The sequence below is a fragment of the Pseudooceanicola pacificus genome, from assembly GCF_009789075.1.
Lineage (GTDB): Bacteria > Pseudomonadota > Alphaproteobacteria > Rhodobacterales > Rhodobacteraceae > Pseudooceanicola > Pseudooceanicola pacificus.
This window is the reverse complement of record NZ_WNXQ01000004.1, coordinates 145,093-171,575: the sequence shown is the minus strand read 5'-3', so window position 1 is coordinate 171,575 and position 26,483 is coordinate 145,093. Positions and strand designations below refer to the sequence as shown.

The 26,483-nt window shown below is 67.1% G+C and carries 24 protein-coding genes; 8 read left to right on the top strand and 16 right to left on the bottom strand.

The genetic code is table 11. From position 1 onward, the window contains the following. The 8 genes from GLS40_RS08905 (at position 1) to GLS40_RS08870 (ending at position 9,322) form a co-directional block, all read left to right on the top strand. Complete coding sequence (locus tag GLS40_RS08905; RefSeq protein WP_160382408.1) at positions 1-1,221, top strand: acyl-CoA dehydrogenase family protein; 1,221 nt, start codon at positions 1-3, stop codon at positions 1,219-1,221. Further along, complete coding sequence (locus GLS40_RS08900) at positions 1,214-2,239, top strand: phosphotransferase family protein (protein ID WP_160382407.1); 1,026 nt, start codon at positions 1,214-1,216, stop codon at positions 2,237-2,239. Before GLS40_RS08905 ends, GLS40_RS08900 begins: the two co-directional genes overlap by 8 nt. A 39-nt stretch (positions 2,240-2,278) precedes the next feature. Next, entirely contained in the window at positions 2,279-3,493 is a 1,215-nt protein-coding gene (locus GLS40_RS08895) for a CaiB/BaiF CoA transferase family protein (protein WP_202076029.1), read from the top strand. 13 nt (positions 3,494-3,506) lie between these two features. Then, positions 3,507-3,980 carry a DUF3237 domain-containing protein gene (locus GLS40_RS08890; RefSeq protein ID WP_160382406.1) on the top strand — a complete coding sequence of 158 codons (474 nt, stop codon included), beginning with the start codon at positions 3,507-3,509 and terminating at the stop codon, positions 3,978-3,980. A gap of 182 nt (positions 3,981-4,162) precedes the next feature. Then, entirely contained in the window at positions 4,163-5,221 is a 1,059-nt protein-coding gene (locus GLS40_RS08885; RefSeq protein WP_160382405.1) for an MBL fold metallo-hydrolase, read from the top strand. A 168-nt stretch (positions 5,222-5,389) separates the two neighbouring features. Continuing rightward, positions 5,390-6,715: a phytoene desaturase family protein gene (locus GLS40_RS08880; protein ID WP_160382404.1), complete on the top strand. Its 1,326-nt coding sequence runs from the start codon at positions 5,390-5,392 to the stop codon at positions 6,713-6,715. A gap of 173 nt (positions 6,716-6,888) precedes the next feature. After that, on the top strand, positions 6,889-7,572 hold the full coding sequence (locus GLS40_RS08875; protein ID WP_160382403.1) for a TetR family transcriptional regulator: 684 nt from the start codon (positions 6,889-6,891) through the stop codon (positions 7,570-7,572). Positions 7,573-7,789: 217 nt separating this feature from the next. Continuing rightward, positions 7,790-9,322, top strand: coding sequence for an AMP-binding protein (locus GLS40_RS08870; RefSeq protein WP_160382402.1), 1,533 nt, complete (start codon positions 7,790-7,792; stop codon positions 9,320-9,322). 22 nt (positions 9,323-9,344) lie between these two features. Here GLS40_RS08870 and GLS40_RS08865 read toward each other — a convergent pair whose 3' ends face one another. The 16 genes from GLS40_RS08865 to GLS40_RS08790 all read right to left on the bottom strand — a co-directional run bounded on the left by GLS40_RS08865 (position 9,345) and on the right by GLS40_RS08790 (position 26,363). Then, complete coding sequence (locus tag GLS40_RS08865) at positions 9,345-10,220, bottom strand: alpha/beta hydrolase (protein WP_160382401.1); 876 nt, start codon at positions 10,218-10,220, stop codon at positions 9,345-9,347. 25 nt (positions 10,221-10,245) lie between these two features. Then, complete coding sequence (locus GLS40_RS08860) at positions 10,246-10,845, bottom strand: TetR/AcrR family transcriptional regulator (RefSeq protein WP_160382400.1); 600 nt, start codon at positions 10,843-10,845, stop codon at positions 10,246-10,248. Positions 10,846-10,991: 146 nt separating this feature from the next. Further along, entirely contained in the window at positions 10,992-11,993 is a 1,002-nt protein-coding gene (locus GLS40_RS08855; protein ID WP_160382399.1) for an NAD(P)H-dependent flavin oxidoreductase, read from the bottom strand. Between the two features lie 70 nt (positions 11,994-12,063). Continuing rightward, positions 12,064-12,636, bottom strand: a complete 573-nt coding sequence (locus tag GLS40_RS08850; protein WP_160382398.1) for a DUF2889 domain-containing protein — start codon at positions 12,634-12,636, stop codon at positions 12,064-12,066. Positions 12,637-12,662: 26 nt separating this feature from the next. Further along, positions 12,663-14,219, bottom strand: coding sequence for a class I adenylate-forming enzyme family protein (locus GLS40_RS08845; RefSeq protein WP_160382397.1), 1,557 nt, complete (start codon positions 14,217-14,219; stop codon positions 12,663-12,665). A 51-nt stretch (positions 14,220-14,270) separates the two neighbouring features. Then, positions 14,271-15,377: a DUF7064 domain-containing protein gene (locus tag GLS40_RS08840; protein WP_160382396.1), complete on the bottom strand. Its 1,107-nt coding sequence runs from the start codon at positions 15,375-15,377 to the stop codon at positions 14,271-14,273. 13 nt (positions 15,378-15,390) lie between these two features. Next, positions 15,391-15,798 carry a hypothetical protein gene (locus GLS40_RS08835; protein ID WP_160382395.1) on the bottom strand — a complete coding sequence of 136 codons (408 nt, stop codon included), beginning with the start codon at positions 15,796-15,798 and terminating at the stop codon, positions 15,391-15,393. Next, the gene (locus GLS40_RS08830) at positions 15,795-16,850 is read right to left on the bottom strand and encodes a phosphotransferase family protein (protein ID WP_160382394.1); all 1,056 of its coding nucleotides are present in this window, start codon (positions 16,848-16,850) and stop codon (positions 15,795-15,797) included. Before GLS40_RS08830 ends, GLS40_RS08835 begins: the two co-directional genes overlap by 4 nt. After that, positions 16,843-17,958, bottom strand: coding sequence for a 3,4-dihydroxy-2-butanone-4-phosphate synthase (locus GLS40_RS08825; protein WP_160382393.1), 1,116 nt, complete (start codon positions 17,956-17,958; stop codon positions 16,843-16,845). The genes GLS40_RS08830 and GLS40_RS08825 overlap by 8 nt, the downstream gene beginning before the upstream one ends. 241 nt (positions 17,959-18,199) lie before the next feature. Then, positions 18,200-19,438, bottom strand: a complete 1,239-nt coding sequence (locus tag GLS40_RS08820) for an acetyl-CoA C-acetyltransferase (protein ID WP_160382392.1) — start codon at positions 19,436-19,438, stop codon at positions 18,200-18,202. Between the two features lie 233 nt (positions 19,439-19,671). Next, positions 19,672-20,826 (bottom strand): ABC transporter substrate-binding protein, encoded by a 1,155-nt coding sequence (locus GLS40_RS08815; RefSeq protein WP_160382391.1) that lies wholly within the window; start codon positions 20,824-20,826, stop codon positions 19,672-19,674. Positions 20,827-20,850: 24 nt separating this feature from the next. Beyond that, positions 20,851-21,897, bottom strand: coding sequence for a branched-chain amino acid ABC transporter permease (locus tag GLS40_RS08810; RefSeq protein WP_160382390.1), 1,047 nt, complete (start codon positions 21,895-21,897; stop codon positions 20,851-20,853). Beyond that, complete coding sequence (locus GLS40_RS08805; RefSeq protein ID WP_160382389.1) at positions 21,897-22,769, bottom strand: branched-chain amino acid ABC transporter permease; 873 nt, start codon at positions 22,767-22,769, stop codon at positions 21,897-21,899. Before GLS40_RS08805 ends, GLS40_RS08810 begins: the two co-directional genes overlap by 1 nt. Further along, on the bottom strand, positions 22,766-24,709 hold the full coding sequence (locus GLS40_RS08800; RefSeq protein WP_160382388.1) for an AMP-dependent synthetase/ligase: 1,944 nt from the start codon (positions 24,707-24,709) through the stop codon (positions 22,766-22,768). The genes GLS40_RS08805 and GLS40_RS08800 overlap by 4 nt, the downstream gene beginning before the upstream one ends. Next, positions 24,706-25,521 carry an ABC transporter ATP-binding protein gene (locus tag GLS40_RS08795; protein WP_160382387.1) on the bottom strand — a complete coding sequence of 272 codons (816 nt, stop codon included), beginning with the start codon at positions 25,519-25,521 and terminating at the stop codon, positions 24,706-24,708. The genes GLS40_RS08800 and GLS40_RS08795 overlap by 4 nt, the downstream gene beginning before the upstream one ends. Next, a complete protein-coding gene (locus GLS40_RS08790; RefSeq protein ID WP_235905840.1) occupies positions 25,518-26,363 on the bottom strand; it encodes an ABC transporter ATP-binding protein in 846 nt (281 codons plus the stop codon). The genes GLS40_RS08795 and GLS40_RS08790 overlap by 4 nt, the downstream gene beginning before the upstream one ends. Positions 26,364-26,483 lie beyond the last annotated feature (120 nt).

The following is a 26,483-nucleotide window of genomic DNA, read 5'->3' as shown; positions in this document are numbered from 1 at the left end:
ATGGATTTCACGATTACCCCCGACCTTGATCAGCTCCGCCGCGAGATCGTGACATTTGTCGCCGAAGAGATCATCCCGCACGAGTCCCGTCCGGAAAGCTACGACGCCCACGGCAACATCGCCGAGGGCCCGCTTCAGGCACTCCGCGAAAAAGCGAAAGCGCAGGGTCTCTGGTGCCTGCAGCTCAGCCCCGAGCGCGGGGGACGGGGCCTGGGCAAGGCCGGGATGGCCGTCTGCTACGAAGAGATGAACCGGTCGATCTTCGGGCCTGTGGTCTTCAACTCCGCCGCGCCGGACGACGGCAACATGATGGTCCTGGAACAGCTGGGGACCGAGGCGCAGAAAGACCGGTGGCTTGACCCGATCGCCAGTGGCGCGGTGCGCTCGTCCTTCATCATGACGGAGCCGCATCCGGGCGGCGGGTCCGACCCCGGAATGATGCAAACCTGGGCGCGGCGCGATGGCGACGACTGGGTCGTGCACGGGCGCAAGTGGTTCATCACCGGGGCCGAGGCCGCGACACATTTCATTCTTATGGCGCGCACCTCGGACGACCCCCGGCGGGGGCATAGCTGCTTCCTGTTCCACCGCGACGATCCCGGTTGGGAAATCCTGCGCCGAATCGAGATCATGGGCCCGGAGGAACACGGCGGCCATTGCGAGCTGGACTTCGACGGGCTGCGCATCCCGCATGCCAACCTTCTGTACGAGGAGGGGCGCGGGATGAAGGTGGTGCAGACCCGGCTTGGCCCCGCGCGGCTGACCCACTGCATGCGCTGGCTGGGCCTGTCCAAGCGCTGCGTCGAGATCGCCACCGAATATGCCAACCGGCGTGAGGGCTTCGGCATCCGCCTGGCCGACCGGGAAAGCGTTCAGCTCATGTTCGGCGATCTGGCGATGCAGATCGAGATCGGGCGCATGCTGGTGATGAAGGCCGCCTGGGAGATCGACCGCGGCAGCCATGCCCAGAAAGAGGTCTCGATGGCCAAGATCCACGTGGCGAACCTGGTGCACAAGGCCGCGGATGTAGCGATCCAGATCAACGGTGCGCGCGGCTATTCCAGGGACACGCCGCTGGAGTGGATCTATCGCTATGCCCGGCAGGCGCGGCTGGTCGACGGGGCGGACGAAGTGCACAAGATGGTGCTGAACCGGCACCTGGGCCAACTCGACCGGGACTTCTGGTCCTGGCCCGTGGGCGGTGGTATCCCGCATGGCTGAGGTGACCAGACTGGAATTCGATGCGGGCGCGCTGCGCCGGTGGCTTTCGGACCTGCTGGGGCCCGAGGACCGGTTCGAGCTGTCGCGGATCAGCGGCGGGCAGTCGAACCCGACCTTCTTTCTGGACTGGGGCGACCGCAGGCTGGTCCTGCGCAAGCAACCGCCGGGCCCCATCCTGAAGGGCGCTCATGCGGTCGACCGCGAACACCGGGTGATGGCCGCGCTGGCCGGGACGGAGGTGCCGGTGCCGCCGGTCCTGGCGTTCGAGGCCGACGCCACGGTGATCGGCACGCCCTTCTATGTGATGGAACGGGTCGAGGGGCGCGTCTTTGGCGATGCGGCCCTGCCCGGGCTCAGCCCCGATGAACGGCGGGGCATCTACCTGTCGCTGGCGGAAACGCTGGCCCGGCTGCGCAACGTCCGGCCCGAAGACGTCGGGCTGGGCGATTACGGACGGCCGGGCGACTACTTTTCGCGCCAGATGTCCCGCTGGGGGCGGCAACTGGAGCAGTCCGCATCTGGCGGCACACCCGAGCTGCACCGCCTGCGCGACTGGCTTGAGGCGAACAAGCCTGAAGACGACGGTCGTATCGCGATCTCGCACGGGGATTTCCGCGTCGGCAACATGCTGATCCACCCGACCGAGCCGCGCGTGATCTGCGTGCTCGACTGGGAACTCTCGACGCTGGGCCACCCTCTGGCCGACCTGGGGTTCTGCTGCATGCCCTGGCACACGGCATCCGACGAATACGGCGGGGCGCTCGACCTCGACCGGGCCACGCTCGGCATCCCGTCACAGCAGGAATTCGTCGAGCGCTACCAGGCCCATGCCCGCGATGCCGGAGAGCTGACACCGTTTCACACCGCCTTCGCCCTGTTCCGCTTCGCCGTGATTTTTGTCGGAATCGCGGACCGGGCGCTGGCAGGCACGGCATCCGACCCCAAGGCGGAAAGGCTGGGCCCGCTGGCACATCGCTTCGCGTTGCGCGGTCTGGATACGGCGCAGGCGGCGGCCTGACGGAACGGTCCGAACAGGCAAACAGAGGAGGAGAATACGGTGACAGGCAATTCGGCGGGAAAACCCTTGGACGGTGTCCGGATCGTGGACCTGAGCACGGTATTGATGGGGCCGCTGTGCACCCAGATCCTCGCCGACAGCGGCGCAGAGGTCATCAAGGTCGAGCCGATCATCGGCGACACCACCCGTCATATCGGGCCCAGCGTGACCCCCGGAATGGGGCCGCTCTTCATGAACCTGAACCGGGGGAAAAAGACCGTCTCGCTTGATCTGAGCGACGCGCGGTGCCGCGATGCCCTGGACCGGCTGATCGCCGGGGCCGACGTGCTGATCCACAACCTCCGCCCCAAGGTCGCGCAGCGGCGGGGCCTCGATTTCGAACGGATGAAGGCGATCAACCCCGCGCTCGTCTACTGCAACCTGTACGGCTATGGCCAGAATGGCCCCTACAAGGACCGCCCGGCCTATGACGACCTGATCCAGGGCGCCTGCGGCCTGCCGGCGCTGTTCGCGCGCGCCGGTGCCAGCAAGCCGCGCTTCGTGCCGGTCAACGTCGCGGACCGCATCGTCGGGCTCTATGCCGCGATCGCCATTCCCATCGGCCTGCATGCAGCGCGGCGCAGCGGCACCGCGCAGAAGGTCGAGCTGCCCATGTTCGAGGTGCTGGCCTCGCTCGTGCTGGGCGATCATCTCTACGGCGCCACAGCGGTCGGGCAGGGCAGCGCGCTCGGCTATCCGCGCCTGCTGTCGCCCGACCGGCGCCCCTTTGCGACGCGCGACGGCTATATCTGTGTGGCCGTTTATAACGACAACCACTGGCGCCGTTTCCTTCCGGCCATCGGGCGCGAGGACATCCTGGACGATCCGCGCTTTGCCTCTCTCAATTCGCGGGTCGAACATATCGACACGGTGTCCGCCTTCCTGTCCGGGATCCTGATCGAGGAACCGACGGCGCATTGGATGGAATTCTTCGACCGGCTCGACATTCCCGTGTCCCCGATGAACACGATCGAAAGCCTGCTGGCCGATCCGCAGACGCTGGCCTCGGGCCTTGTCGTCGAGCGGGATCATCCGACAGAGGGCCGGACCCGCGCCGTCGCCAACCCGATGGTGTGGAACGATGCGTCGCTGTCCATCGGCGAGGCGCCCAAGCTGGGCCAGCACACGCGGGAAATCCTGAACGGTGCCGGGCTGAGCGACGGAGAGATCGATGCTATGGCCCGCGACGGCATCATTGTCGCGGCCGAGGCCTGAGGCGGATCGTCCGGTGACACCCGCGCGCCCCGAACCCCGGACCCGGCACCTGTTCCGCATGGATGTGGCCGTGACCCGGCAGATCGTCGGGCAGGTGCCCGAGGGCTATGCCCGCCGCGCCGGGATCGTGACCGGCGGGCGCTTCAGCGGCGATCGGCTGAGCGGAGCGGTCCTGCCCGGCGGCGGCGACTGGCCGCGCCAGCGTCCGGACAAGGGCCTGGCGCTTGACGTGCGGCTGATGCTGCGCACCGACGATGGCGACACGCTGTACATGACCTACACGGGCCGGCTGATCGCGCCCGAGGACGTGCGCCGGCGCATGGCCGCCGGCGGGTCGGCCGGCGCCGAGGAGATGTATTTCCGGACGCTTGTGCAGTTCGAGGCCGCCACGGATGCGCGGGTGGCCTGGCTCAACGATATCGTCGCGGTCGGGATCGGGTCGAACGGGGCGCAGGGTCCGGGGTACGAGGTGTACGAATTGCTCTGACCGGAAACCTGCCGCAGCGCCGTGGCGGGGAATGATCCGGACGGATGACTCTTGACCGTGCATCGGCAAGCGGGTGCCTTGCACTTGCACACATGGCACCAACGCCGGTGCAGGGTTCGGGCTTGCAACCACGGCGCATTCGGCGTTTCGGTGTGGCCAGCGGAAACGGAAGGACAGACACCATGTCGAACAGCGCATCCATCCAGGCGGGCGGGCTCAGTTTTCCCTACGAGGACATGCCGGGATACGGCGAGATCATCGAGATCCGCGACTGGCTGATCTGGACGCGGATCCCGCTGCCCTACCGGCTGGACCACGTGAACGTCTATCTTCTGCGCGACGGCGACGGCTGGGCGGTGATCGACACCGGCATCCAGACGGACGAGGCGATCGCGGTCTGGGAAGGTCTGTTCGCGGGGCCGCTGGCCGGAAAGACCATCACCAGGGTCATCATCACCCATTTCCACCCCGACCACATCGGCCTGGCGGGCTGGATGTGCGACAAGTTCGATGCGGAACTTCTGACCAGTTATTCCACCTTCATGGGCAGCCGCGTGATCTCGCTGGGCGGTCACGAACGGATGACGCGGCACACCTTCGATTTCTACCTCCAGCACGGCATGACCGAAGAGGTCGCGGGCGTCGTCGCGATCCAGGGCAACGAGTACCTGCGCCGGGTGTCGGACCTGCCGATGCTCTATCGCCGCCTGCTGCTGGCCGACATTCTGGATATCGGCGGCCGCACCTTCCGCGTGCTGACCGGGGATGGCCATGCGCCCGAGATGGTCATGCTCTACTGCGAGGAAGAGGGGATGCTTTTCGCGGCGGACCAGGTGCTGGAAAAGATCTCGCCCAATGTCAGCGTCTTCACCGGAGAGCCGAACGGCGATCCCCTGGGCCATTTCCTGCGCTCGCTGCGCTACATGCGGTCGGAACTGCCCGGTGACCTGCTTGTGCTGCCGGGCCACCGGCGGCCGTTCCACGGCCTGCATCATCGCTGCGCCGAGCTGGAGGCCCACCACGAGGAGCGCTGCGAGCGGATCCGCAAGGCCTGCAAGGAAGGTCCGCAATCGGCGGCGGCGCTGGTTCCGGTGCTTTTCCCGCAGAAGCTGGACCCGCATCAGATGAGTTTCGCCTTCACCGAGACGCTGGCCCACGTGAATCGCCTCGTGCGGCGGGGCGAGCTGAAGACCATCGCGACCAACGGCAAATTCATGACGGTGACAGCCACCGAAGGCTGATCCGCACCGCCCGTTACCCTTTCTGACGGAACGTCACGCCGCGCGGCCGGAATGCCGCGCGGGCGATGTATCTATTGCGTCACGCTCGCTGGCGTGGAATTAATAGGACGAATGTCCGGTTTAATCTTCGGGCAGGCCAACTGCATTCCAGGAGGGGGAGCGCCGGTCATGACCAATACCCAGAAGTTCGACGCCGTGGTGATCGGGGCAGGGGCGGGCGGCTGCCACGCCGCGGCGCGGCTGGCGGCGGCCGGCCAGCGTACCCTGCTGATCGATGACCACGATTACCTTGGCGGCCGGGCCGGGACCGAGATCATCGACGGTCACCGCGTGAACATGGGCGCCATCGCGCTGGAGCCCGGTGGCGTCTTCGAAGAGACCTTCGAGCTGTGCGGCGCAAGGCTCGACATCCGCGAGCCCGAGCCGGCGACGGTGTTCTACATCGACCGCAAGATCGTCGATGTCCGGCGGGGCGGTCTGGGGCTTCTGCTGAACGGGCTGACCAAGCAGGCCTCGCGCGTGCTGGACCAGTTCGCCAGGGCCCGCACCGGCTCCATGCCCGACGGGCGCGAGTCGACCGAGGACTGGCTCAAGCGCTACACGTCGAACCAGACCGTGCACGCCGTGTTCCGCAACCTCTGCGCCGCGATCTTTGCCATGAACGCCGACGAGATCCCGGCCCGGGCCTTCCTGACCTATTTCACCCAGAAGGGCGCGTTCAAGAAATTCGGCTTCCACCCAGAGGGCACGATGGGCGCCTGGCAGGCCCTGGCCGATGCGGTCGAACGGCTGGGCGGAGAGGTCTGGCTGTCCAGCCCGGCCGAAACCATCGAGGTCAGGGACGGCCGTGCTGCCTCTGTGACCATCCGGCGGAACGGCGAACCCATCCGGGTCGAGGCCGAGACGATCATCTTCAACGGCGGGCCACGCGCCCTTGTGGGGCTGGTCGGTGCCGAAGTGCTGGGCGACGACTACCTGCGCCAGACCCGGGAGGTCTTGAAACCTGCGGCGAACATCGTGTTCAACTTTGCCGCGCGCGAAGACCTGATGCCGCGGGCGCCGGGGATCATGACGTTCGGTCGGACCCGGAACAACCGGCTGTGCAACATGGCGAACCTGACCGCGACCTGCCCGGAACTGGCGCCAGAGGGCTGGCACCAGTACGTGGCCTATGCCGTGCCGCGCCCCGCCATCGGCGATTTCGACAGCGCGGCGGAGGTAGAACTGGCCCATGAGGATCTGCGCGAGCAGTTCCCCGGTTTCGACGATAGGGTCAAGATGCTGTCGATCCGTGTCATGCGCGACGACTGGCCGGCCCAGCGGTCCGGCGCGGGCCATGACATGGATGTCGCAACCGGGATCCCCGGGCTCTGGTGCGTGGGCGACGCGGTCAAGGACTACGGCAACGGCGGCACCCAGGCCTGCGCGGAATCGGCGCGGGTCGCCGTCGGCCAGGCGCTGGACTATCGGCGCGCGGGCATGCCTGCGGGTTAGGGTGGCGGCCCGGGCCAGACTGCCCTTGGCACGATCTGCAAGGCCGCCGGGCCGGCCATTCCCTTCTGCGCGCGCGTCGATTTATTGTCTTCTGATTCAATTATTGCTATCCGGCAAGCGGACGGCCTGGTGCCGTCATCGGATCAGGAGAACCAGACGGTGCGTCAGGCAGCATGACGGCGGCACGCCCCCGGCCACGGGCCACGGACGAAAAACCCCGTTCCAGGCGGGGCCGCCCCTCGAAACAGGAGACAGCCCGGCGCGGCGACGCGCGGCAGCTTCTGCTCGACGCCGCGCACGAGGCGATGATCGCCAAGGATTCCGTCGACGTCTCGGTGATGGAGATCGCCGAACGCGCGGGGCAGAGCCCGGCCGTGGTGCAATACCACTTCGGCGGCAAGGACGGCCTGCTGCGCGCGCTGATGCGGCGGGGGACGGATCGCTCCGTCGCGCAACTGACGGAACTCGCCGGGCTCGATATGCCGGCGGATCGCAAGCTGGCGGCGCATATCCGCGGGCTCGTGAATGCCTATTACCAGGCGCCCTATGTCAATGCGCTGTTCCGGCACCTGTCGGACCTGGCCCCCGAAGGCGAGACCGAGGCGGTTTTCCGGGAATTCTCGCAGCCCATCGTCAGGTTCTACGAAAAGGTCCTGGCCCAGGGCGTGGCCGAGGGGCTTTTTCGCGAGGTTTCAGTGATGCATCTCTACATGCTGATCGTCGGGGCAAGCGACCACATCTTCGCCCGCCGGAAATCCCTGCCCGTGTTGTTCGGGGTCGAGACGATGGATGATGTCCAGCGCCGCAGCTATTCCGATTTCCTGACCGACATGGTGTTGACTAGCCTGCGGCCGTGACCCCCCCTCGGGGCGCTGCAGGGCCAGGGCCGGGGGCCCGCGATGTGTCGCGCCCGGACCCGTCAAATTCAATGGCCATTTAAATAATTGCGCCCTGGCGGCGGTTGTCCCCGCATCACGGGACGGCGGCACCCCTGTCGCTGCATAGCCTCATCGCGTGCTCAGGGTGGCGCGGTCGGTTCCTTGGCACCGCGCCGCAGGCGGGAGGAGGAGCTGCATGCTGAAAGATGTCGTGATCATTGGAGACGAGGTGGTGGCGCGCGATGCGCTCTTCGCCACGGGGTTGAAGGCCACCAGCGCCTTTCTTTCCATTGGCATCGGCCCCGAGGACCCGGTGGCCCTGCTGATGCGCAACACCATCGCCTTCTTCGAGGCGAGCCGGGGCATCGGCGGCACCGGCGGATATGCCGTGCCGCTGAACTGGCACAACAAGACAGACGAGATCGACTACGTGATCAAGGACGCGCGGCCCAAGGCCATCGTCGGGCATTCCGATATCCTGCTGGGTGTGCGCGACGCGATCCCCGGCGGCTTGCCGGTGCTGCTGGTTCCGGTCGAAGGCAAGACCGCCGACACCTGTGCCGCCACGCAGGAGGCGCTGAACGTGTTCGAGGACGCGAGGGTCTGGGGCGACTGGATCGAGGGCTTCGCACCCTACGACGGCCCGTCCCGGGTGCCCCCTGCGGCAATCCTCTATACCTCGGGCACCACCGGGCGGCCCAAGGCGGTGCGCAAGCCCACCATGACGCCCGAGCAGATGGCCGAGTTCCGGCGCTTCATCTTCGACGCCTACGGCATCGGCCCCGGGGCGCGTGTGCTGGTGCTGGGCCCGCTCTATCACGCCGCGCCCGATTCGGCCGGCCGGGCCGCGGTGGACGAGGCGGAAATCGCCGTGCTGCAACCGAAGTTCGATGCCGAGGACGTGCTGCGGCTGGTGGAAAAGCACCGCATCACCAACATCACCACCGTGCCCACCGTCTTTGTCCGCCTGCTGAAACTGCCCGAGGCGGTGCGCGCGAAATACGACGTGTCCTCCCTGCGCAAGGTCACCCATACCGGCGGGCCGTGCCCGATCGAGGTCAAGCGCCGGATGATCGACTGGTTCGGCCCGGTGCTGCACGAGATCTACGGCGGGACGGAGCAGGGGATCTCCTTCGCCTGCGATTCCGCGACATGGCTGAAGTACCCCGGTTCGGTCGGTGTCCCGCTGGAGGGCACCAGATGGGCCATCGTCGACGAGGATGGCAATCGGCTGGGTCCGAACGAGGTCGGCGAGATCTATGCCCACAACGAGGCCTTCGGCGATTTCACCTATGTCGGCCGCCCCGACGCCCGCGCCGAATGCGAGATCGACGGCATGATCAGCCTGGGCGACGTGGGCTACGTGACCGAGGAGGGCGCGCTCTACCTCTGCGACCGCAAGAAGGACATGGTGATTTCTGGCGGCGTGAACATCTACCCGGCCGAGACCGAGATGACCCTGCTGACGCATCCCGACGTGCAGGACTGCGCCGTCTTCGGCATCCCCGACGACGAGATGGGGGAATCCCTCATGGCGGCGGTACAACTCAGGCCGGGGACAAGCGCCGATGCAGACAGCATCCGCGACTGGCTGAAGCAGAAGATGACGGGCTACAAGGTGCCGAAATCGGTGATCTTCCACGACAGCCTCCCGCGCGAGGACAGCGGCAAGATCTTCAAGCGCAAGCTGCGGGAGCCCTACTGGCAGGGCAAGCGGGCGGCGATCTGAAAGCAGGGGCCGCCCGGTCGGTTCAGCCGATCCGGGCCTTCAGCCAGTTGCCGATCTGCTCGATCGAGGCGCGGGCCTCTGGCAGCTCGGGAAAGACCTGGAAGTGGTGGATCATCTCGTCCCAGATCACCGTCTCGACCTTCACGCCGGCGGCGGCGGCCCGCGTCCGCAGCAACAGGGTATCGCCCAGCACCGTCTCGTGATCGCCGACATGCACCAGCATCGGCGGCAGGCCCGCAAGGTCCCCGTTGACGGGCGAGGCAAGCGGCACCGAAGGGTCGCCATCGCGGCTCATGTAGGTCCGCACCATCATCTGCACCTTGAATCGCTGGGTCAGCGGGTCCAGCTCAGCGCGGCTGTCGTAGGTCTCGGCCCGGGCTTCCATGTCGATCCAGGGCGACAGGAAGGCGGCAGCGGCGGGCAGGGGCAGGCCGGTGTCCCGCGCCTGCAGCATCGTCGCCATGGCAAGGCCCGCCCCGGCGGAATCGCCGGCAAAGGCGATGCGCGCGGGGTCGGTGCCCCGGTCCAGCAGCCAGCGGTAGACGGCGACGGCATCCTCCAGCGCGGCGGGAAAGCGGTGTTCCGGCGCCAGGCGGTAGTCGAAGCCCAGGACCCGGGTGCCCGATGCGGCGGCGATGTCGGCCATCAGCGCCCCGTGCGAGGCGATGGAGCCCATCTGGTAGCCGCCACCGTGGCAGTAGAAGACAACCCCGTCGCCTTGGCCGAACCACACGGCGGGGATGCCGCCCGCATCGGCGGCAAGGCACACCGGGCGGCGCCCGCCCGACACCAGCGTGGCAAAACCGTCGCGCATCTCGTCCAGCGTGGTTCCGCGCCCCCATGTGCCGATGGTCGCGGCGATCCGGTCGCGGACCTTGTCGATCGGTCGTGTCGTCATGTGGTTGCCCCGGAGCGCCCGGACGCTACCCGTCCTTCGAGAGAAACCCGTTGAGGAAGACATCGACCACCTGGTCGGCATAGTCCTGCGGCGTCACCACGCCATTGGGGTCGTACCAGGCATAGGTGTAGTTGATCGAGCCGAGCAGCGACATCGCGTAGGTCGTGGCGAATTTGGGCGTCATGCGATGCGCCGTATCCACCCGGGCCAGCGCGTCGCGCACAATGGCGATGATCTTGCGCTGCGATGCGCCGATCTCGGCGCGGGTTTCGTCGTCCAGCTGGTTCCAGTCGTTCAGCAGCACGATCTGTTCCGAGTTGTTGACCGCGTTCAGCTCCATGATCTTGCGCACCACCGCGCGCAGGTGCGCCTGCGGCTCCAGCCGGGCCTCGGCGATGGTGTTCAGATCCTCGAGCATGGTGCTGACATGCTCTCCGATGATCCCGTTCAGGATCTCTTCCTTGGAGTTGAAGTAGTGGTAGAGCGCGCCGCGCGACGAATTGCAGGCGTTGGCAAGGTCGACGATCGTGGTCGTCGAAAACCCTTTCTCGGCAAACAGACGTGCAGCGGACCGCAGGATCCCCTGACGGATGTCGAAGTAGTCTTTGGATTGGGTGCGGGCCATTTATACGTCGGATGTTCGGTTTTTCATTCGGGTGTCTCGCGCGTAGCAGCAGAACGCGCTTGCTGCAACATCCCAGCCAGCAGTTGGTGGATATCTGGAGGCCGGACGGGCCGCGTTGCGGCCGTGGTGTCCATGTGGCCGGCAGTTCAGGCCCTGGCATCGGACGTCTCCCCCTTTCCGGTCATGGCGGCCAGGGTCGTTGCGCGGCTGCCGGCTTCGGCCACGATGCGCGCGACAAGGTCCCGGCAGGTGGGCAGGTCATGGATCAGGCCCATGACCTGGCCCGCCCAGATGATGCCGCCCTCCGGATCGCCGCCGACCAGCGCCGCGCGGCCGCGCGTGCCGGCGACAAGCTCTGCCACCTCGGGGAAGGCCGCGCCGGGGCGGGACAGGCGGGTCACGACCTCGTCCGAGATCCGGTTGCGCATGACACGGGCGGTGTTGCCGAGGCTGCGAAAGATCAGGTTGGTGTCGCGCTCGTCCTTTTCGACGAAAAGGCGCTTGATCCCGGGATGGGCCGGGGCCTCCTGCGTGGCGCAGAACCGCGTGCCCATGTTGATGCCGTCGGCCCCCAGCATGAGCGCGGCGGCCAGCCCGCGCCCGTCCGCGAACCCGCCCGACGCGATGATCGGGATCGACACGCGGTCGGCCGTCGCAGGGATCAGCACCAGGCCGCCGACGTCATCCTCGCCGGGATGGCCGGCGCATTCGAACCCGTCGATGGAGATCACGTCGACCCCCATCCGTTCCGCCGCCAGCGCGTGCCGGACCGAGGCGCATTTGTGGATCACCTTGACCCCGGCGGCCCCGAAGTCGGCCATGTGATCGGTCGGTGCGCGGCCGGCGGTCTCCACCACCTTGACCCCGCCCTCGATGATGGCCGCGCGGTAGGCGTCGTAGGGGATCGGATCGATTGTCGGCAACAGGGTCAGGTTCACGCCGAAGGGGCGGTCGGTCATCTCGCGGCAGCGGGCGATTTCCGCCGCCAGCGCCTCGGGCGAGCCGGCGGTCAGGGCCGTCAGCATCCCGAGCGCGCCCGCATTCGACACGGCCGAGGCCAGTTCGGCCCGACCGTAAAAGGTCAGCCCGCCCATCACGATCGGATGCTCGATGCCCAGAAGGTCGGTGAGGCGTGTCCTGAGTGTCATGGCCTTGTCCTGTCGCGAAGGATCAGTGATCCGGATGTGCGTTCAATCGACCGGCGGGTCGCGCGCCGTCTCAGTCGTCGCCGGTCGGGATGTGAAATTGCGGAAAGTACCGGGCGATCACGGGCCCATCCTCGGCCATGGCATGGCAACGCCCGATATAGGGCGGCCGCGCCTCGATCTCGTGCGTGTCCAGGCTGCGGGCCTGGCTGCGATCCTCGCGCGCCGCGGAAATGGCCTGGAACGCGACGGTGGCGCAGTTCTGCAGCATCTCGCGCAGATGCGTGCAGCCCCCGGTGTCGCCCAGGGCCTCGCTCAGGCTGCGGCGCCAGCCGGTCATCAGGTTCGCCCCGACCAGGCGGTGCGCGTTGTCGCCGCCGCCCTGGCAGAAGAGATAGGGCACATCGTCGAAGCTGGGCACGACCGCATGCACGCCGAAGCCCTCGTCAAAGGTCAGGCGGACCGCGATGTTGTGGATGTAGTCCCCCGGGGCCATCCGGCCCCGGACATGGTCGAAATAGGGATAGCTCTTGCTGTCGCGGATCGTGGCGTCGATATCCCACAGGCCATCGGTCCTCTCGAACACCTGATAGGACAGGGTCCGAAGGTGGTTTTCCTTGCGGGCAACGGGGGCTGGCAGGGGCATGGCGTCCTTCTCATCCGGGGGTGGCATCAGCCCACCATCTTGCGGGCGTTCTTCCAGTAGGGTTCCCTGAGCGTGGCCTTCAGGGTCTTGCCGGCGGCCGAGACCGGCAGTCTGTCCATCAGCTCCATGCTGCGGGGGCACTTGTAGTGCGCCAGAAGTCCGCGGCAGTGGTCCTGCAGCGCCTCCAGTGACAGGTGCTGGCCGGCCTTGCAGACCACGATGGCATGCACCGTCTCGCCCCAGTCCTCGGACGGGATGGCGATCACGGCGCAGTCCTTCACGGCCGGATGCTTGAAGACGGCGTTCTCGACCTCCTTGGAATAGACGTTCTCGCCGCCGCTCACGATCATGTCCTTGACCCGGTCGGTCAGGGTGACGAAGCCGTCTTCGTCCATGAACCCGCCGTCGCCGGTGCAGAGCCATCCGTCGGTGAAGGCCTCGCGCGTCTGTTCGGGCCGGTTCCAGTAGCCCAGCATGATCTGCGGGCCGCGCAGGGCGATCTCTCCGTGCGTGCCGCGCGGCAGTTCGGCCCCGCCGCCGGGGGCGGTGATCCTGACCTCCAGCCCATAGGCGGCGCGGCCGGTGACGGTGCGCTTCTCCGTCCAGTCGGGCCCGTCGAAGTGGAACCGCCAGGGCAGTGACAGGGCCAGAGCGGTGCATTCGGTCAGCCCGTAGCCCTGGATGAAGGTGCAGTCCGGCAACCGTTTCAACGCGGCGGCCAGCACGCTTTCCGACATCGGCGAGGCGCCGTATTCGATGTAGCGCAGGCTGGACAGGTCGTAGTCGTCGACGTTGGGGTGGTTGAGCATCATGTTGATCATCGTCGGCACGAACAGGCAGTAGTTGACCCTGTGCGTCTGGATGATCCGCATCCCGAGTTCGGCATCGAACTTGGGCAGGCAGACATTCGTGCCGCCCGCCATGGTCATCGCGAACAACGGGATGGACCCGGCGAGGTGAAAGAACCCGGCCGAGTGCATGAAAACCGTCTCGTCGCTGAAATGCAGCGAGGCGATCCAGTTGACCGAGGCGATCACCAGGTTGGTGTGCGACAGCATCACCCCCTTCGATTGCCCGGTCGTGCCGCCGGTGTAGCAGATGCTGCACAGGTCGTCGCCCGACCCGGATCGGTCGGCGGCGGGCCTGGCATCGGCCAGCAGGGCCTCGTAGGGCAGGGTGCCATCCGGTGCCGCGCCCTCGTCCAGCCAGATGATCGTCTCGACCCTGGTGTCCGCCAGGATGGACGGCAGGACTTCGGTGAAGTTCGCATCCGCCAGCAGGATCCGCGCGCCCGAGTCGTTGAGCGCAAAGACCGTTTCGGCCAGCGACCAGCGGGTGTTCAGCGGGACCGACACACCGCCGGCCCAGGCGATGCCGTAGAACGCCTCCAGGTAGTTGTCGCTGTTCAGGGCCAGGATGGCGACGTGATCGCCTGTGCCCAGGCCCCGTGCCGCCAACGCGCCCGCGCAGCGCCGGACCCTGTCGCCGACCTCGGCCCAGGTCCGGGTGCGGTCGGCGAAGATCGTCGCGGGGTAGCGGCCGCGTATCTGGACGGCCCTGGTCAGTGCGGATGTGAAGCGCATCGTCTCCTCCCGAATACGGTCACGGATGGCCCGGGGTCGCACGGCACCCGGTCATAGCGGTTCGTGCTTCTGGGCAATCTCGTATTTCGGATATCCCCGGGCCACGCCGTACTCGCTCATGCCATAGCCGGTGCGGCCGTCGCAGGTGACCTTGGTGAAGTGATCGCCAAGCTGCCGGGCCTGGCGCCGGATTTCGGGGTCGGACAGGTCCCACACGTAGTGGTCGCTGTGCAGCCGCCCCTTGTTGTCGCCGTGGTTCCAGCCGCGATGCCCGCCATAGCCGCCGCCCTTCAGGAAGAAGCGCGCCGGCTGGGGATGCAGCGTCAGCTCGCGCGTGCCGCCGTCGGCGTATTTCAACAGCAGCGTGCCCCCCGACCAGGTCTGCCCCAGCGGGTCGTCGGCCCATTCGATGTCATGTTCGATGGCAGTGATCTCGCGTTCCTCACCGGCCTTGTCGACCTCGAGCCCCGACAGGAAGAACGGGTGCCCCGGTTCGCGTTCCTTCAGGAACAGCGACATGGCGAAATCCTCGAACTGGTAGGTCAGCCAGAACCAGAAGAAATCCTTGTAGGCCGGCAGGCTGTCGTTCGACATCATGTCGGTCTGCATGACCGACCGGATGCCCCAGGAGTGGTCGCGCTGCGCGTACCAGGTGTCGGGCGTGACCTCGATGCGCCGGTCGCCCAGCTGGATCCAGCCCTGCATCCGCCCGAACTGGGTCATGCGGATCAGGTCCTCTTCCACCCGGTTGCGCTTGCGGCGAAAGCTCTGGTGTTCCTCCAGCCCGGCAAAGCTGGCCAGCCAGTCGATTTCGAAGCTGAGGCCCGAGTCGTTCTGCCCGAGCGTGATGCGGTGATGCTTCAGCCCCTCGACGATCTCGTAGCGCAGCGGGCCTGCGGCGGTCTCCAGCGGGGTCGACCCCAGCGTGCGCGACACGCGATAGCTGTACTGCACGTTGTCCACGGTGATGCCCGCGAACATGTCCATGACGTTCTTGTTGGGATACCAACCCAGCCCCATGTCCAGCAGCACGTCGCCGCTGTCGATCGGCGCGCCCGAGTACCAGTAGCGCTCGGTCCAGCGGTCGTCGCTCGACACCACGTGGTTGAAGGTGGTCGGCAGCTGGTGACCGATGTTGTCGTCCTGTTCCGAAAGCATCTCGGCCCTTTCCTCAGGTCATCGCAGAGTAGTTGGCGGCCGCGATCCGCGACCGCTCGGCGGCCAGGTAGGCCTGCAGGGTCTTGCGGATGGCGGCCTCGGTGGTCGGGTCGTCCTGGCCGGCCGCGGCGTAAAAGCTGTCGATCGCCGCGCGCAGCGTGGCCTCCTGCGCGGCCAGCCGGGCGCGCGGGTCCTCGTCCCGCACAGGCGCGGTGCCCATGCCGGCCAGCCCCTCGGCCAGCGCGGCGGATTGCTCTGCCGTCAGTTCCGGCGACCAGTCGGCCAGCGCGGTCAGCTTGTCGATCACGTCCATCGCGCCCAGAAGCTGGCTGCGCGCGTGGTCCTGGGCGACATGGGGCAGCACCTCGTTGGCCAGCGCGGCGCGCACGGCATCGAGATAGAGTTTCAGCGGCAGGCTCATGAGGCGACCTCGATCATCTTCAGCATCCCCAGCAGGGTGGTGGATTTCTGCAGCGCCATGACCGCCAGCCGCACGTCGTGCACGTCGCCCGCCATCAGCCGCTGTTCCGTCCCGATCAGCATCGCGGCCATCTTGAACTGCCCCAGCACGTGGAAATACCGGATCAGCCCGGGATCGACCCTGCGGCCCGAGGCGGCGGCATAGGTCATGTGGAAGCGGTCGAGGTCCAGCAGGCCCGACAGCGTCGTGGCTGTCCCGCCGAAGGTGCGCAGCGAGGCCCAGGCGAGGTCCTCGTGCGGGTCGCCCAGGTGGGTCAGTTCCCAGTCCAGCAGCCCGGTGATGCGGCCGCCGTCCACCAGGAAGTTGCCGACGCGGTAATCGCCGTGCAGCAGCGTCACCGCCCCGGCCGGGCGGGCATGGGCATGCAGCCAGCCCGCGGCGAAGCGCATGGCGTTGTCCTCCAGTCCGCCCGAGGGGCCCGAGGCGTGGCGGACCCAGCGGTCGATCTCGGCATGGGTGCAGGTGTCGGCGGTCACGCCGGGGCTCAGCGCCTCGGCCGACGTGCCCCGCCAGGGGCAGCCGTGGATCGTGGCCAGGTGGCGGGCGAAATCCTCGGCCACCGTTTCGGCATGGGGGTAGGGCGCCTGGTCGCCCAGGCCGGGCCAGCGCGGCAGCAGTGTCTCGCCCGGCATCCGGGTCACGATCATGAAGGGCGCGCCAAAAACCTCGGGGTCGTCGCTGTGCCACAGCACGCCGGGCACCGGGGCGTCCGTCCCGGCCAAGGCGGTGAAGGCGCGGACCTCGGGTTCGGTCGAATAGGGGGCCAGCAACCCGTTCGGGTCGCCGATGCGCAGGATCAGGTCCCGCGCCGGAGCGTCGGAGGGTGTCATGGTGAAGGCGACCGTCACCCAGGACAGCCCCGCCGTGAAGCGCCGCAGGTTCGTCACCGCGACCGGCGCGCCGGCCTGGGCCGACAGGAAATCCGCCAGGGCGGGGCCCAGCCCGTCGGTCCGCCACAGGGGCAGGCCCGGGATGCCGCCCGCGTCACGCATCGTCCACCGGCCGGGTGGCGACACAGTTGATCCCGAAGCCTCGCAGGTTGTGCAATGCGGTCTCGTCCCCGGACAGCAGGATGATGTCCCGCACGCCAAGGTCGCCGAGGATCTGCGCCGGGACACCCAGGTCCACCAGCTCGGTCCGGCCATAGCCGCTCTCTTCCTCGCGCTCGCGGGCGATGAAGCGTTCGACCAGGGTGGTGCTGTAATGTTCGCGGATCAGGATGATGATGCCGCGCCCGGCCCGGTCCGCCGCAGCCAGGTAACGGCCCAGGTGGTCGGGCTGGCCGAAGTTGCGCCACCGGAGGAGGTCGTCGGTCACGTTCAGCCCGTGGATCCGCACCGGCATCGGCTCGGCCCCGTCGGGATCGCCCTTGACCAGCGCGATGTGTTCGGCGCCCGAGATCAGGTTGCGGTAGATGTGCAGGCGAAAGGCTCCGCCTTCCTCGGTGTCGACCGAGGTCGAATGGCTTCTCGCGATGATGCGCTCGGTGCGGCGGCGGTCGCGGATGACCTCGTCGATGTCCAGCGTGGCCACACCGATCAGGGCCGCCAGCTTGCGCACGTGGTCGATGTCGGCCAGCTCGCCGCTGTCGTCCAGTACCTCCGAGAAGACCGCGTAGGGCCCGCAGTCCGCCATCCGCGCGAGGTCCAGTGCGGACTCGGCCAGCATCGGGCGTTCCAGCACGCCGGCATCCGCGACGACGAAAGGAAAGACATGGCCGGGCGTGTGCAGCGCCTCGGGGCCGCTGGCCGGGTCGATGGCGGCGGCGATGGTCCGGGCGCGGTCTTCGGCCGAGATGCCGGTGGTCACGCCGACGGCGGCCTCGATCGAGACGGTGAAGCCGGTGGTGGCGGGCAGGCCGCTGCGCCGGGGCTGCATCCGAAGGCCCAAGCGGTCGACCTCGGCGCGGGTCAGTGCCAGGCAGATCAGCCCGCGCGCGTGTTTCGCGATCAGGTTGACGCAGGCGGCGTCGGCGCGGGTTCCGGCGGCGACCATCACGGCGGATCGCCGCGTGCCGTTGGCGCCATGCACCAGCACGCAGCGCCCTGCCGCAATGTCGCGCTTCGCCGTGGCGAGGTTGTCTGCCAAGTCGGTTTTCATCGTTGCGGCCCTCCGTACCGTGTGGCCCGTGGCGCCCGTGTCGCGGAGGTCCGAAAGCCCTCGCGACGATGCCGTGGCCTGTGCCGAGCGTACCGCCGAAGCGGCTGTCATGTGTGTCCCCGCCCGAGGGACGTGACCCGGCCCAAGCCCTTGTTGCGCCGGGGGTTGGTTGCGGGCACAGACCCCCTGTCCGTCGCCCGGCGCGGGCGGCGGTGTGTGGATTTCGCGATCTACGGGAGTGTCAGACCCGTTCGATGATGATGGCCGGTGCCATGCCGCCGGCGGCGCACATCGTCACCAGCCCGCGCCTCAGATTGCGGCGTTCCAGTTCGTCCAGCAGGGTGCCGATCAGGATCGCCCCGGTCGCCCCGATGGGATGGCCGAGCGCGATGGCCCCGCCGTTCACGTTGATCTTGTCGCGGTCGATGTTCAGGTCCCGGATGAACTTCTCGGGCACCACGGCAAAGGCCTCGTTCACCTCGAAGAGGTCGATGTCGTCAAGGGTCAGCCCGGCCTTTTCCAGCACCTTCTTCGCCGCCGGGACGGGCGCGTTCAGCATCAGCTCGGGGCTGTCGCCGACATTGGCCATCGCCACGATGCGGGCGCGGGGCGTCCAGCCGTTGGCCTTCACCGCGCGCTCGGACGCCATCAGGATCGCCGCCGCCCCGTCGACCACCCCGGACGAGGTGCCGGCATGGTGGATGAAGTCGATCTCGAGCCCCGGCATCGCCCTGTGGATGAGGTCGAGCTGGGTCGTCCCGTCCTCGTCGACGGGATGGCGCGCGACCGCCTCGAACGAGGGTTTCAACCCCGCCAGCCCCTCGCGCGTGGTCTGGGGACGGGGGTATTCCTCGCGGTCCAGCACGACATTGCCCCCGGCGTCGCTGACCGGCACGAGAGAGCCCGCGAAATAGCCGTTGCGGATCGCGTGATCGGCGCGGCGCTGGCTTTCGATGGCCAGTTCCTCGGTCGCATCGCGCGAGATGCCCTCGATCGTCGCGATGGCGTCGGCGCAGATCCCCTGGCTGATCTGCGGATGCAGGTTGCGCAGGTCGGTGTTGTCGCCGTCCAGCAGCTTCGTCCGCCGTGCCTCGGGGGCGGAGTAGTTGTAGGACATCATCTCGCACCCGCCCGAGATCACCGTGTCCTCCATCCCCGCCATGATCGTCGCGGCGCCGAAGTTCACCGTGGTGATGCCCGAGCCGCAGAACCGATCCAGCGTCACGCCCGAGGCGCGCACGTCGTAGCCCGCCGTCAGCGCGGTCATGCGGCCCAGGTCGTTGCCCTGCCGGGCCTGCTGGTTCGAGCAGCCCCAGATGACGTCGTCGACCGTCTCGGTCCTGATGTCGTTGCGGTCGCGCAGCGCCCTGAGGACATGCGCCCCGAGGTTCTGCGGGTGCAGCTCGGCCAGCGCACCCTTTCCGACCTTGCCGATACCGCGCGGCGTGCGGCAGTGATCGACGATGTAAGCTTCGGCCATGTGTTCCTCCCTTGCGTGATCGGGTTTTGCGTGATCGTGACGCAGTCCCGTCAGGCAGACATTGTCTTGCGTGATTTCAACAGCTCCGCGCGCTGATAGCCGCAGGCCTCCACGTCCCGGCGGTGGCCTTGGACCCGCCCTGTCCGGCTCCGGCAGTGACGATGGTCTGGCTCATGCCGTCTTTGCCCCCTGGTTGTGCGGGCCGGCGCCCGTCAGGCGCCGGCCCCTTTGGTTCACTCGCCAACCGGCGCGAAGCTGAGCGTTTCGTAATCGGCGCGCATGATCGTGACGCCCGAGTTCGAGAACCGGTTGTCCGGGCCGAAACCGATGGGATCCATCACGCCGGTGTCGATCGGCGGGTTGGTTTCCAGCTTTTCGATGGTGCAGGCCCAGGTCAGATCGTCTGCGCAGCCCTTCATCGCCTCGATCAGCGCCCGGGTCGAGGAATAGCCGGTCATGGTGTAGCGGTTCACCCGCGCGACCTCGTCCTCGGTCAGGTACTTGCGCGCCAGTTCGAGGAATGCCTGCCCGGCCTCGGACTGGATCGGGGCGACGTAGTCCACGCCATAGATGCCGTCGCTGGCCGGGCCGATGGCCTTGAGGACTTCGGGCACGCGGCCGGGCCAGAAGGTGGCGATGACGGGGGTGATGCCCAGCTTCTCGGCTTCCTTCACCATGGCGATGTTTTCCGAGATGATGCCTCCGGCGATCAGGACCTCGACGCCCGCGTCCTTGACGCGCAGCATCTCCGAGGCGAAGTCCTTCTGCCCGCGGGCATATTCGGTCTCGAAGACGACATTGATATCGGCCTCTTCCCGGGCCTGCTCGATGCCTTCGCCCAGGGATTTGCCGTAGTCGTCGTCCTGAAGGATGATGCCCCACTTGGCGCCCGGGTATTCCTTCGCGAGGTAGAGCGCGAGCTGGTGCATCCCTTCGGTGTAGCTTTGCCCGACGACGAAGATGTTGTCCGACGGCGGTTCGTAGAGCGGGGGCAGGGGGCCGATGGGGACCATGGCCGGGATGCCCGACTGCTTGATGATGGGCATCGACGCGAGCGCTTGGCCGGACCCGGAAAGCGATGTCAGGGCAAAGACCTTGTCCACCCCGATCAGCTTGCGCAGGGACTGGATGGTGCGCGAGGTGACATAGCCGTCATCCTCGGCGATCAGCCTGAGTTGCCGTCCGCCGATCCCCCCTTTGGCGTTGACCTCGGCCAGCGCAAGACGCACGCCCAGGTTGTGCGCGACACCCAGCAGGCCCGGCGGGCCGGTCAGCGGCTCGACCTCGCCCAGCAGGATCTCGGTGTCGGTGACGCCCTGGTCGGCGGTGGCCATACCCGCGGGCAAGGCCAGCAGCGCGGCGGCTGCAAGTCCTTTCACGTAGTTCATGTTACTCCTCCCTAGTGAATGAATTCAATACTTTAGTGGCCAGAGCGTCCATGTCCGCCTGGCGTCCTGCCAGAGGCCCATCAGCCCGTGCGGCTGCAGCCTGAGGAAGAGGATAATGATCAGCCCGTAGAGCAGGCCCTTGATCTCGTGCGCGCTGGTCGACAGGAGCGACTGCGCGCTGCTGCCCATCCAGGAAAAGACGAAGGAGGTCACTTCGGGCAGGCCGACCAGGAAGACCGCGCCGAGGATCGCCCCCGCAATGCTGCCCATGCCACCGACGATCAGGATCGCCAGCGCCTCGATCGCCAGCAGGAACGGGAACCCGTCGACCGTGACGAAGCTGAGGAAGATGCCGTAGAGCGCTCCCGAGATGCCGACGATGAATGAGCTGGCGACAAAGGCGTAGAGCTTGTAGGCGCGCAGGTCGATGCCCATCACCCGCGCGGCGTTGTCGTTGTCGCGGATCGCGATCAGCGCCCGCCCGATGCGCGAGCGGCGCAGGTTGAGGCAGGCGAGGATCGTCAGGATGCCAAACCCCGCGGTCAGGTAATAGAACTTGGCGTCGGTATCGAAAGCGTAGCCGAAGATCACCGGCCGGTTCACGAAGATGCCCGAGGATCCGTTGGTCAGCCCGTCGAATTCCAGCACCAGGTGGTTCACGATGAAGGCAGAGGCCAGCGTCGTGATGGCGAGGTAGAGCCCCGTCAGCCGCAGCGAGGGCACGCCGACGATGACGCTGGCGATGGCAGGAACGATGCCCGCCAGCACGAACCCCAGCAGCGGCGGCCAGCCCCAGCTTTCGGTGCTGATGGCATAGGCATAGGCGCCCAGCACCATGAAGGCCGTCTGCCCGAGCGAGATCAGCCCCGTCCAGCCCGTCAGCACGTTCAGGCCCATGGCCCCGATGGCGGTGATCATCATCAGCGTGATCAGCGACAGGCCGTAGAATTCGAAATGGAACGGCGCCGCGATGACCAGCAGCAGCCCGATGCCGATCCACGCGCGTTGCAGCGTGGAATCCGTCAGGTTGATGTGCTCGACGATGGTTTCCTTGTAATAGCCGCTGCGCATCAGAGCCTCTCGATACGTTTCTCACCGAACAGGCCGTAGGGACGGACCATCAGGATCAGGATGATGATGACGAAGCCCGCGACCTCCTTGAGGCCGGAGCTGATGTAGCCGCCGACGAGGTTCTCGGTGACGCCGATGATCAGGCCGCCGACGGCCGAGCCGATGACCGCGTCCAGCCCGCCGAGGATCGTCGCCGGGAAGGCCTTGAGGCCGAGGGCGTAAAGGCTGGGCGAGAGCTCATAGGCGATGGCGAAGAGCACGCCCGCCACGCCCGACAGCACCGCCGCCGCCGCCCAGGCCGCCATCTGCACCTTGCCGCTGCTGACGCCCATGAGTTGCGCCGTCGCGTCGTCCGACGCCACCGCCCGCATCGCCACGCCAAAGCGCGAGTAGCGGAAGAAGGCCCACATCCCCGCGATGGCCGCGAAAAGCGCCACGAGGACCGCGATCTGCGCCGCGCGCACCCGCACGCCGCCCAGGTCGACAAGCTGGTTGCCCGATGCAATGGCCATGTTGTGCGGAAGCCCGTCCCAGATCAGGATGATCGCGGACCGGAAGATCACCGACAGCCCGATCGTCACCATGATCTGCGACAGGATCGGCTCGCTCATCATGGGGCGGATGACGATCCGCTCGACCGCCAGCGCAAAGAGCACCGCGAACCCGATGGAGCCCAGGGCGACGATAAACGGGTTGCCGTCGACGCTGGTCGAGATCGACCAGGCGACATAGGCGATGATCATGCCCATCTCGCCCTGGGCGAAGTTCAGCAGGCCGGTGGACTTGTAGATGATCGCAAAGCTCATCGCGATCAGCCCGTAGACCGCCCCGACGGCCAGGCCCGAGGCCAGCAGCTCGGCCAGGTAGTTCATGCCGGGACCTTTCCGTAGATCTGTTCGAGTTCCTTCCCGAACTTGGTGTCGATGATCGAGCGGCGGACCTTCTGCGTGGCCGTCAGTTCCCCGTCGTCGTGGTCCAGTTCCTTTTCCAGGATCACGAAGCGGCGGATGTTCTCGACCCGGGCGAAGCGGGTGTTGACCTCGTCCACCGCGCCCTGCACCAGCTCGCGCACCTCGGGCAGCAGGCTGAGGGACTTGTAGGTCGTGTAGGACAGGTTCCGGTCGCTGGCCCACAGACCGACGTTGTCGTAGTCGATCTGGATCAGCGCGCCGAGGAACTTGCGCCCGTCGCCGGTGACGATGACTTCCTTGATGTAGGGGCTGTCCTTTAGGGCGTTCTCGATCTCGGACGGCGCGATGTTCTTGCCGCCCGAGGTGATGATGATCGCCTTCTTGCGGTCGATGACCGAAATCTCGCCATTGTCGAAGACGGTCACGATGTCGCCCGACAGCAGCATGTCGCCCTGCATCGTTTTCTGCGTTGCCTCGGGATCGCGGAAGTAGCCCTTGAAGATCGCCGGGCCGCCCAGGCGGATCTCGCCATCTTCGGCCACCTCGTAGGTCGTGCCCTCCAGCGGCAGGCCGCAGCCGCCCAGCCGGAAATGCCCCGGAGTCTGGACGAAGACGCAGCCCGCGACCTCGGTCATGCCGTAGCCCTGGCTGAGCGGCAGCCCGATGATCGAGAAGAAGCGGATCGTCTCGGGCGAGACCGCCGCCCCGGCACAGAGCCGGTGATAGGTCCGGTCCAGCCCCATGTAGCGCTGGATGTTGCGGAACAGCGCCCAGTGCAGCACCCAGGCCCAGACCGATTGCGCTGGCGTCAATTTGCCGTCGGCGGCCTGCCGGGCATCGTCCAGCTTGCGGCCCTGCCGCATCAGCCAGCCGGCGACGCGCTTCTGCACCGGGCCGCTTTCCTTTAGCCGGAATTCGAAGCTTTCCTTCATCTTTTCCCAGATGCGGGGCACGCCGACCATGAAACTGGGGGCGATCTCGCGCACGTTCTCGTTCACCGTGTCGATGCTTTCGGCAAAGCTGACCGTCCCGCCGACGCAGAGCAACATCGCCATGGAATAGCACCGCTCGGCCGCGTGGCAGAGCGGCAGGTATCCGACCGCCTCGATCCGCCGGGTATCGGCGCCGACCGCGCGGGCGTAGTTGTAGGTGGAATAGATGATGTTCCGATGGGTCATCATCGCGCCCTTGGGCGGACCGGTGGTGCCCGAGGTGTAGACCATCAGCGCCACGTCGTCGGGCGAGGTATCCTCGATCATCGCGTCCAGCATCGCCTCGGCGTCGGGCAGGCCCGCGGCATGGGCGTCGCCCCTTTCAAGGAAGCTTTCAAACGACGAAAGGTAGGGCTGGCGGTAGTCGCGCAGGCCCTTCATGTCGACGCAGAGCACATGCTCCAGGTCCGGTAGGCCGCCGTCGTTGGCCTGGGCGTCCAGCACCTTGTCGGTCTGTTCCTGGTCGCCGCAGACGGCCAGCCGCGCGGCCGAGTGGCGGACGATGTACTGCAGCTCGGGCCAGGGGTTCGTCGGGTAGACCCCCACCGGGATGGCGCCGATCATCTCGGCCCCGAGATCCGAGAAATACCATTCGGGCGTGTTTTCCGAGGCGATGATGATCCGGTCGCCGCGCCGGACCCCGACCGACAGGAGCGCGAATGCGAAGCGGCGGGCCTGCCTGTGGTACTGCGCCCAGTCCATCCGCCGCCAGACGCCGAACGACTTTTCGCGCAGGGCCAGCTGGCCGGGGTGGCGCAGCGCATGTTCGCGCAGCAGGCGGGGCAGGGTGCCTGTGCCGCTGCGCAGATTGTCCACGGCGAAAGGATCGAAATCGGGGGACAGGCGGCCCTTCGCGTCGTCGAAAAGCTGCGTGACGTCCAGCTGCGGTGCGCGCGATTGATCGTTCATGCCAGGCCTCCGGCGGCGCGCGCGTCCTGTGGCGCGGCATCCTCAGTCTTGTGGCCCAGGTAGGCCTCGATCACGCCCGGATGGCTCTGAACCTCCTGCGGGCGGCCCTCGGTGATGGTCCTGCCGAAGTTCAGCGCGTGCACCCGGTCGGAAATGTCCATCACCAGATGCATGTCGTGTTCGATCAGCAGGATCGCGATATCCAGTTCGTCCCGGATATCCAGGATGAAGCGGGCAATATCCTCGGTCTCTTCCTGGTTCATGCCGGCGACGATCTCGTCCAGCAGCAGGACCTTGGGGTCGGTGGCCAGCGCGCGGCCCAGTTCGACGCGCTTCTGCTGGCCATAGGACAGGGTGCCCACGACCTTGTCGCGGATGTGCTCGATTTCGAGGAAGTCGATGATCTCCTCGACCTTCTGGCGGTGCGCGATCTCTTCCCGGCGGGCGCGGCCGAAATGCAGCGCGGCCTCCAGCACCGAGGTCTTCATCCGCCAGTGCCGCCCGACCAGGATGTTGTCGACCACCGTGCCGTGCTTGAACAGCGCAAGGTTCTGGAACGTCCGCCCGATGCCAAGCCGCACGTAGCGGTGCCCCGGCACGCGGGCGAGGTCCTGCCCCTCGATCGAGATCGAACCGGAACTGACCGGCAGTACCCCCGAGATCAGGTTGAAGAGCGTCGTCTTGCCCGCCCCGTTCGGCCCGATGACCGAGACGATCTCGCCCCGGTTCACGTCGAGCGTCACGCCGCCGACCGCCTGGATGCCACCGAAGCTCTTGGTCACGTCCCTGAGTTGAAGCAGTTTCTGCGTCACGAGAGCCACCGCTTGCGCCGCTTGTAATGTTTCACGTCGCGGAAGCTCTTCCGTGCGCCGTCCCCGCCCGAGAAGCCGAGGTAGTATTCCTGCACGTCGAGGTTGGTGCGCATCTTTTCGGCCGGGCCATCCAGAACGATGCGGCCGTTTTCCATGATGTAGACATAGTCGGCGATTTCCATCGCCCGGCTGGCGTTCTGCTCGACCAGAAAGATCGTCATGTTCATCTCGCGCCGCATGCGACCGATGGTCTGGTAGATCGAGTCGATGATCAGCGGGGCCAGCCCCAGCGACGGCTCGTCCAGCGCCAGCAGGCGCGGCTCGGCCATCAGGGCGCGGCCGACGGCGACCATCTGCTGTTCGCCCCCCGACAGGTAGCCCGATATCTGGCTGCGCCGCTCCGCCAGGCGGGGAAAGAGCTCCATCACCATCTGTTTGAGGCGCTTCATCTCGGCGGTCGACTTGAGGTGCGCGCCCATGGTCAGGTTCTCGTCGACCGTGAGGTTGGCGAACAGGCGGCGGCCCTCGGGGACCAGCACCATGCCGTTGCCGACGATACGTTCCGTGCGGGCGTGGCCGATATCCTCGCCCGCGAAATGGACGGACCCCTTGGTCAGCACGCCCTCTTCCAGGTGAAGCGTGCCGGTGACGGCCTTGAGAAGCGTGGACTTGCCCGCGCCGTTCGATCCCAGAAGCGCCACGACGCTGCCCTCGGGCACCGAGAGCGACACGTCGCGCACGGCCTCGACCGCGTTGTCATAGATGATCTGGGCGTTCCGGATCTCCAGCAGGGGCGGGGCGATCCGGGTGCGACCGGCTGGTGCGACCGGGCCGGCCATCATGCGGCACCGCCTTCGACCGAAAGGGACATTGCGCCCGTGAATGGCCGAGTCATGTCGTTTCTCCTCCCTTCGGGGTGATCGCGGATCGCCCGGGCGTGCCGCTCTCCCCAATTACCGTCC

What these genes read in the sequence shown, in the direction of transcription:
- GLS40_RS08850 (WP_160382398.1), bottom strand. Translation starts at nt 12,636, where the DNA reads ATGCCCCTGCCAGCCCCCGTTGCCCGCAAGGAAAACCACCTTCGGACC.
- GLS40_RS08835 (WP_160382395.1), bottom strand. Translation starts at nt 15,798, where the DNA reads ATGAGCCTGCCGCTGAAACTCTATCTCGATGCCGTGCGCGCCGCGCTG.
- GLS40_RS08845 (WP_160382397.1), bottom strand. Translation starts at nt 14,219, where the DNA reads ATGCGCTTCACATCCGCACTGACCAGGGCCGTCCAGATACGCGGCCGC.
- GLS40_RS08800 (WP_160382388.1), bottom strand. Translation starts at nt 24,709, where the DNA reads ATGAACGATCAATCGCGCGCACCGCAGCTGGACGTCACGCAGCTTTTC.
- GLS40_RS08840 (WP_160382396.1), bottom strand. Translation starts at nt 15,377, where the DNA reads ATGCTTTCGGAACAGGACGACAACATCGGTCACCAGCTGCCGACCACC.
- GLS40_RS08885 (WP_160382405.1), top strand. Translation starts at nt 4,163, where the DNA reads ATGTCGAACAGCGCATCCATCCAGGCGGGCGGGCTCAGTTTTCCCTAC.
- GLS40_RS08820 (WP_160382392.1), bottom strand. Translation starts at nt 19,438, where the DNA reads ATGGCCGAAGCTTACATCGTCGATCACTGCCGCACGCCGCGCGGTATC.
- GLS40_RS08810 (WP_160382390.1), bottom strand. Translation starts at nt 21,897, where the DNA reads ATGCGCAGCGGCTATTACAAGGAAACCATCGTCGAGCACATCAACCTG.
- GLS40_RS08870 (WP_160382402.1), top strand. Translation starts at nt 7,790, where the DNA reads ATGCTGAAAGATGTCGTGATCATTGGAGACGAGGTGGTGGCGCGCGAT.
- GLS40_RS08825 (WP_160382393.1), bottom strand. Translation starts at nt 17,958, where the DNA reads ATGAAAACCGACTTGGCAGACAACCTCGCCACGGCGAAGCGCGACATT.
- GLS40_RS08900 (WP_160382407.1), top strand. Translation starts at nt 1,214, where the DNA reads ATGGCTGAGGTGACCAGACTGGAATTCGATGCGGGCGCGCTGCGCCGG.
- GLS40_RS08860 (WP_160382400.1), bottom strand. Translation starts at nt 10,845, where the DNA reads ATGGCCCGCACCCAATCCAAAGACTACTTCGACATCCGTCAGGGGATC.
- GLS40_RS08865 (WP_160382401.1), bottom strand. Translation starts at nt 10,220, where the DNA reads ATGACGACACGACCGATCGACAAGGTCCGCGACCGGATCGCCGCGACC.
- GLS40_RS08805 (WP_160382389.1), bottom strand. Translation starts at nt 22,769, where the DNA reads ATGAACTACCTGGCCGAGCTGCTGGCCTCGGGCCTGGCCGTCGGGGCG.
- GLS40_RS08815 (WP_160382391.1), bottom strand. Translation starts at nt 20,826, where the DNA reads ATGAACTACGTGAAAGGACTTGCAGCCGCCGCGCTGCTGGCCTTGCCC.
- GLS40_RS08855 (WP_160382399.1), bottom strand. Translation starts at nt 11,993, where the DNA reads ATGACACTCAGGACACGCCTCACCGACCTTCTGGGCATCGAGCATCCG.
- GLS40_RS08880 (WP_160382404.1), top strand. Translation starts at nt 5,390, where the DNA reads ATGACCAATACCCAGAAGTTCGACGCCGTGGTGATCGGGGCAGGGGCG.
- GLS40_RS08830 (WP_160382394.1), bottom strand. Translation starts at nt 16,850, where the DNA reads ATGCGTGACGCGGGCGGCATCCCGGGCCTGCCCCTGTGGCGGACCGAC.
- GLS40_RS08790 (WP_235905840.1), bottom strand. Translation starts at nt 26,363, where the DNA reads ATGATGGCCGGCCCGGTCGCACCAGCCGGTCGCACCCGGATCGCCCCG.
- GLS40_RS08875 (WP_160382403.1), top strand. Translation starts at nt 6,889, where the DNA reads ATGACGGCGGCACGCCCCCGGCCACGGGCCACGGACGAAAAACCCCGT.
- GLS40_RS08905 (WP_160382408.1), top strand. Translation starts at nt 1, where the DNA reads ATGGATTTCACGATTACCCCCGACCTTGATCAGCTCCGCCGCGAGATC.